This is a genomic window from Terriglobales bacterium (genome assembly GCA_035624475.1).
Classification (GTDB): Bacteria; Acidobacteriota; Terriglobia; order Terriglobales; family Acidobacteriaceae; genus DASPRL01.
The window spans coordinates 1-5,191 of the sequence record DASPRL010000267.1; the positions used below are offsets into that span (position 1 = coordinate 1).

General features: G+C 68.7%; 5 protein-coding genes. 1 reads left to right on the forward strand and 4 read right to left on the reverse strand.

Annotation, left to right across the window (positions count from 1 at the left end; all coding sequences use genetic code 11):
- Together VEG08_10665 and VEG08_10670 are read right to left on the reverse strand one after the other, a co-directional pair.
- The coding region (locus tag VEG08_10665) for an MmgE/PrpD family protein (GenBank protein ID HXZ28448.1) at positions 1-917 on the reverse strand (917 nt) is incomplete at its 3' end.
- A gap of 38 nt (positions 918-955) precedes the next feature.
- Positions 956-1,489, reverse strand: coding sequence for an HDIG domain-containing protein (locus VEG08_10670; protein HXZ28449.1), 534 nt, complete (start codon positions 1,487-1,489; stop codon positions 956-958).
- A gap of 139 nt (positions 1,490-1,628) precedes the next feature.
- On the opposite strand from VEG08_10670, the gene VEG08_10675 reads away from it, so the two are divergent.
- Positions 1,629-3,425, forward strand: coding sequence for a glycosyltransferase family 39 protein (locus tag VEG08_10675; GenBank protein ID HXZ28450.1), 1,797 nt, complete (start codon positions 1,629-1,631; stop codon positions 3,423-3,425).
- A 6-nt stretch (positions 3,426-3,431) separates the two neighbouring features.
- Here VEG08_10675 and hpnI read toward each other — a convergent pair whose 3' ends face one another.
- Positions 3,432-4,628, reverse strand: a complete 1,197-nt coding sequence (gene hpnI / locus VEG08_10680) for a bacteriohopanetetrol glucosamine biosynthesis glycosyltransferase HpnI (GenBank protein HXZ28451.1) — start codon at positions 4,626-4,628, stop codon at positions 3,432-3,434.
- A gap of 170 nt (positions 4,629-4,798) precedes the next feature.
- On the reverse strand, positions 4,799-5,191 hold a 393-nt coding region (locus VEG08_10685), incomplete at its 5' end, for an aminotransferase class III-fold pyridoxal phosphate-dependent enzyme (protein ID HXZ28452.1).

The following is a 5,191-nucleotide window of genomic DNA, read 5'->3' on the forward strand; positions in this document are numbered from 1 at the left end:
ATGCGGACGTTCTCCACCTTCTCCGCGCGCAGATTATTTTCCTTCACCAGGTCGAGAACGGCGGAGATGGGCGTGTGCGTCAGCGCCTCGGTGGGGAAGGCTTTCATGCCGCACTGGGTGATGCGCCAGGATTCGCCCAGCCCATCGGTCAGCACATTCAGCTTCCACTCCGGGCCGAAGCAGTGGGTCAGGCCTTCCTTGCCGTCCACCACGTGGTCGGGGCCGGTGTAGCCCTTCTCCGCCAGCAGCGCCGCCAGCACGCCCGCCTGCGTGGCCAGCGGGTCGACCGTGTTCTTCATCATGGTGAGCTTGCCGGCGGTGACCGCGCCCAGCGTGGCCTGGCGCGAGGCCGAGATGCCGATGGCGTGCTGCATCTGCTCCCAGGAAAGATGCAGCATGTGCGCGGCGACCATGGGCGAGACGAAGGCGGTCAGGGTGGCGTGGTGCCAGCCACGCTCGCGGATGCCGGGGAAGGCGGCTTCGCAGAAGCGCATCTCGAACTCGTGGCCCAGCACCAGGCCGACGATCAATTCGCGGCCATCGGCGCGGGCGCGCTCGCCGCAGGCCAACGCCGCTGGGAAGATGTCGGAGGGATGCGACGGGTCTTGCTTCCAGTAGATGTCGTTGTAATCCATGCAGCGGATCATGAGCGCATTGGCCAGCGCGGCGGAGACCGCGTCCACCTTCTTCCCGGTGCCGATGACCGTGGCCGGGCCCGCGCCTGCGGTCTCGTCCAGCACCTGGAGCGCGATCTTCACGTCGTGCTGCTGGTAGCCGCCCAGCGCACAGCCCAGCGAGTCCAGGAGAAACCGCTTGGCCTGGTAAACGGCGTCATTCGAGAGGTGCTCGAACTTCACTCCCGCCGCCCACTGCGACATAGCGGCGGTGATGGTCTGTTTCGCTGCGGTCGTCGGCATCGAGTGCCTTTTGCTAGCTACCAACCTCTAGCTACTGACTACTTCTTGAACGGCAGATAGCTCATGAAATCCGCGTGATGGACGATGATTGCCTCCGTGCTGCGCCGGACCAGGTCGCCCTCGGCGGCGTGCGCTGCGATGATGTGGCAGACGCGGTCGGGCACGCCGCACTCCATGGCCAGCGCCACCCCGGTGAAGGGATGCCGCAGGTACTCGCCGCGCCGGCTCTGGCGCGTCTTGCCGTCCACCACTTCGTATTCCAGCAGCTTGCCCACGTCGGCCAGGATGGCGCCGGCAATGACCGTGTCCATGTCGATGGGCAGGGCGCGCCCTAGGAATTCGCGCATGGACTCGGCGGCGCGCCGCGCGATGTGCACGACGCAGCGCTTGTGCTCCATGAAAGTCACGGGGCAGTCGGGCACCAGCAGGGTGAAAGGGATGCGCTCCAGGTCTTCGGGCTTCAGCGGGCTGAGCGCGAAGGCGCGCTCCCAGGTACGGGCGGTCTGCTCGCGCAGGCCGGGATCGGCGATCCACTCCAGTTCCGGCCACAGGCGCATGATGGCGTCGCGCACGGCGGTCCTCCGGAAAACAACCCAGAATACGCTCGGTGCGCGGGCAGCGTCGAGGCAGCACATCACAAGCGGATGTGACGAAGAGGCTGCCGCGGGCCGTTTACAATAGGCGATTCGCACTGGGTACGGCTGGATCCGAATGAACGCTCCCACTCCCTCACGACTCGCCAGGCTGGCCGTCCTCGCCATCTTCCTGCTGATCTACGCGGGCGGGATGTTCCGGCCGGCCCTCTTCGACGACGCCGACTCCACCCATGCCGAGGCGGCGCGCGAGATGGCCATGACCGGCGACTGGGTCACGCTGCACGTCAACGGCATCCGCTACCTGGAGAAGGCCCCGCTGCCCTACTGGCTAACCGCGCTCAGCTACCGCGCCTTCGGGGTCTCCGAGTTCTCCACCCGCCTGCCCATGACCCTGGCAGTGCTGCTGCTAGTGCTGCTGGCCGGGACCTGGGGCCGGCGCGCCTTCGGGGCGCGCGCCGGCGCCTATGCCGCCCTCTTCCTGGCCACGGCGCTGGGGATGTACCTCTTCACCCGGGTGCAGATCCCCGACGTCCTGCTCAGCCTGCTGATCGCGGCCACGCTGTACTGCTTCCTGACGGCACTCGAGGACGGCAAGTCCTGGCGCTGGTACGCCGGCTACGCCGCGCTGGCCCTGGCGGTGCTGACCAAGGGTCTGGTGGCGCTGGTGTTCGTCGGCCTCACTGCGGTGATCTACGCAGCCCTCAGCGGCGACTGGAGGCGCTGGCGCGAGTTCCGCCTCCCCACCGGCCTGCTGCTGTTCTTCGTCCTCGCCGCGCCCTGGCACATCCTGGCGGGACTGCGCAACACGGGCGGCGCCGGCGGCCACGGTTTCTTCTGGTTCTACTTCGTCAACGAGCACTTCCTGCGCTTCCTGGGAAAGCGCTATCCGCGCGACTACAACAAGCTCCCCGCGCTGGCCTACTGGGGGCTCCACCTGGCCTGGCTCTTTCCCTGGAGCCTGTACCTGCCGCTGGCGGTGCGGCGCTGGCGCCAGGACTATCGCCGCGGCGGCGGCGCGCGCCCGCCCCTGGACTTCGCCGGCCGCAGCCGCCTGCTCTGCCTGGTGTGGGCGGCGGTGGTACTGGTGTTCTTCGCCGTCTCCACCAACCAGGAGTACTACACCTTTCCCGCCTATCTGCCGCTGCTGCTGCTGCTGGCGGCGGCGCTGGCGCGGGCGGAAGAGAGCGGCGAAGGGCGCGGCTGGATCCTGGGTGGGCAGTGGCTGCTGGCGATGCTGGGCATCTCCGCGGCGGCGGCGCTGGGGGCGGGGCTGTGGCAGTCGCGCCACCTGCCCTACGTGGCCGACATCGGCAGCGTGCTGGTGGAGCGTGGCGTCGGCCATTACACGCTCTCCATGTCCCACTTCTTCGACTTGACCACGGCCTCCTTCGCGGCACTGCGCCTGCCGGCGGCGCTGGCAGCGGCGGCTCTGCTGCTCGGGCCCCTGGCCTCCCTGTGGCTGCGCCGCAACCGGCGCGACTGGGCCGCGACCTGGATGGTGGCGCTCACCGCGGCGCTCCTCTTGGCGGCGGCGCAGATCGCCCTGGTGCGCTTTGAACCCTATCTCTCCTCGAAGCCGCTGGCGGACCGCATCGGGCAGGTGGCCGGCCCGCGGGACCAGGTGGCCATCTACGGCGACCAAGCGCTGGGATCGTCGCTGCTCTTCTACCTGCGGTGCCCCATCCGGCTGGTCAACGGCCGCACGACTTCCATGTGGTTCGGCTCTACCTTCCCCGATGCGCCCCCGGTCTTTTGGGACGACGACGACCTGCGGCGCGCTTGGCGCTCCGGGGAGCGCATCTTCCTCTTCGTGCCGGCGGACCGCCGGACACAGGCGGACGCCGCCCTCCCGGCGGAGCGTCACGTCATCGCCGAAAGCTCGGGGAAGGTGGTCTACAGCAACCGGCCCTGAGCCGGCCTAGGCGGGACTGTGCTCCTGGCTGCCGGCGACGGGAAGGGCGGAGGCAGGGACCATTCTGCCCTCGGCCTGAAGCTGGTAGCGCTCGCCGCGCCACTCGATGCTGGAGTCGGCGAAGCTGTAGCACCACAGCACGAAGCCCAGGAAGTCGCGCGCGGGGTAGAGCCAGAAGAAGCGCGCCGCCTCGGGATCGCGCACCACCCCCCAACCCACCGCCAGCGCCTGCAGCATGCGGTTGGCCAGCGCCGCACCCAGCAGGGCCAGCCCCAGCCACGGTTCCCCTGCCGCCAGCCCGGCCAGCAATCCCAGGATCCCGAAGGGCATGGCGAAGGTGAGGCCGGTGCCCAAGTGGCCGCGCGGGCGGGAATAGCGCGTGCTCTTCATCCAGCGCACCTGGTGGGACAAGGAGCCCGCCAGGGACCGGTTCAGGGAGAAGTGGTCGATCACGTGGTGGGAGAGGACGACCTGGTATCCGGCGGCATGGATGCGATGGCCGAGCACGTAGTCGTCGGCGCAGTAGTCGGCCAGGGCCTCGAAGCCGCCCACCTCCGCCAGGCGCTCCTTGCGCAGCGCCATGGTCGGTCCGAGAGCGAAGCGCATGCCCTCCATCAGGTTGGCGACGAGCACGCCCGAGGCCATTTCCACCGACATGCCCAGCGCCTCCAGGCGTGACCACAGCCCGCCCGCGGGTACCCCGCGATACAGGCAGGTCACCAACCCTACCCGCTCGTCCAGCAGCGGCTCCACCACCTCCCGCAGATAGCGGGGGGTGACGCGCACGTCGCTGTCGCTGATCACCAGGTAGGGATGGCCTCCCGCCGCCAGCATCTTCTCCAGGGCGCAGACCTTGGCGTTGGGATGCTCCGGCTCTCCCGCCAGCACCACCCGCACCGGGACTCGGGGATAACGCTGCCGCAGGCGTTCGACCACCTGCAGGGCAGGATCGTCGTGGTGGCGCGCGCCGAAGATGATCTCGAATTCCGGGTAGTCCTGGAGAAAGAAGCTCTCCAGGTTCTGTTCCAGGCGGGGTTCCATACCGTGGACAGGTTTCAAGACGCTGACCGGCGGCAGAGGTCCCGGACTTGCGGTGCTTCCCTGGCGCCGGAAGCGCCGCGCTCCCAGCAGCACCAGCAGGAGAAAAATCGTGCAGGTCGCCAGGCCCATCAACGCGACCAATATCAGGACGCTTCCCAGCATGCCTCTTGCTCCGCTGCTTCAGGGTATTCGCCTGCGGCCCGTCTCAAGCCCACGGCCCCGCCAGATTCCAACACGGGAGGGCGGAAGAAGTCGCTTGCCCCTGGAGAAGATTATCCACCCGACGGGGCGGACCCGGCTAGGCCGGAGCCCCGGACCCCGGCGGTGTTCCTTCAAGCCGCCGAGGCGGCCGGGCGGTCCTTCTCGATGACCTTGTGGATGCGCTCGAAGGCCCAGTCGATCTCCTCGCGGGTGATGACCAGAGGCGGAGCGATGCGGATCACGCGGTCGTGGGTCTCCTTGCATAGAATGCCCTCGTCCTTGAGGGCCTCGCAGTAGGGCCGGGCCGGGCTGCGCAACTCGATGCCGATCCACAGGCCCTTGCCGCGCACCTCGCGCAGGTCGGGGCTGGCCAGCGTGCGCAACCGTTCCATGAAGTACTCGCCCAGTTCGGCCGAGCGCTCCACCAGCTTTTCCTCGACCAGCACGCGCAGCGCGGTGCGGGCCACGGCGCAGGCCAGGGGATTGCCGCCGAAGGTGGAGCCGTGGTCGCCGGGCTGGAAGAC

Coding starts and splice junctions, on each gene's coding strand:
- VEG08_10675 (HXZ28450.1), top strand. CDS start 1,629: ATGAACGCTCCCACTCCCTCACGACTCGCCAGGCTGGCCGTCCTCGCC.
- hpnI (HXZ28451.1), bottom strand. CDS start 4,628: ATGCTGGGAAGCGTCCTGATATTGGTCGCGTTGATGGGCCTGGCGACC.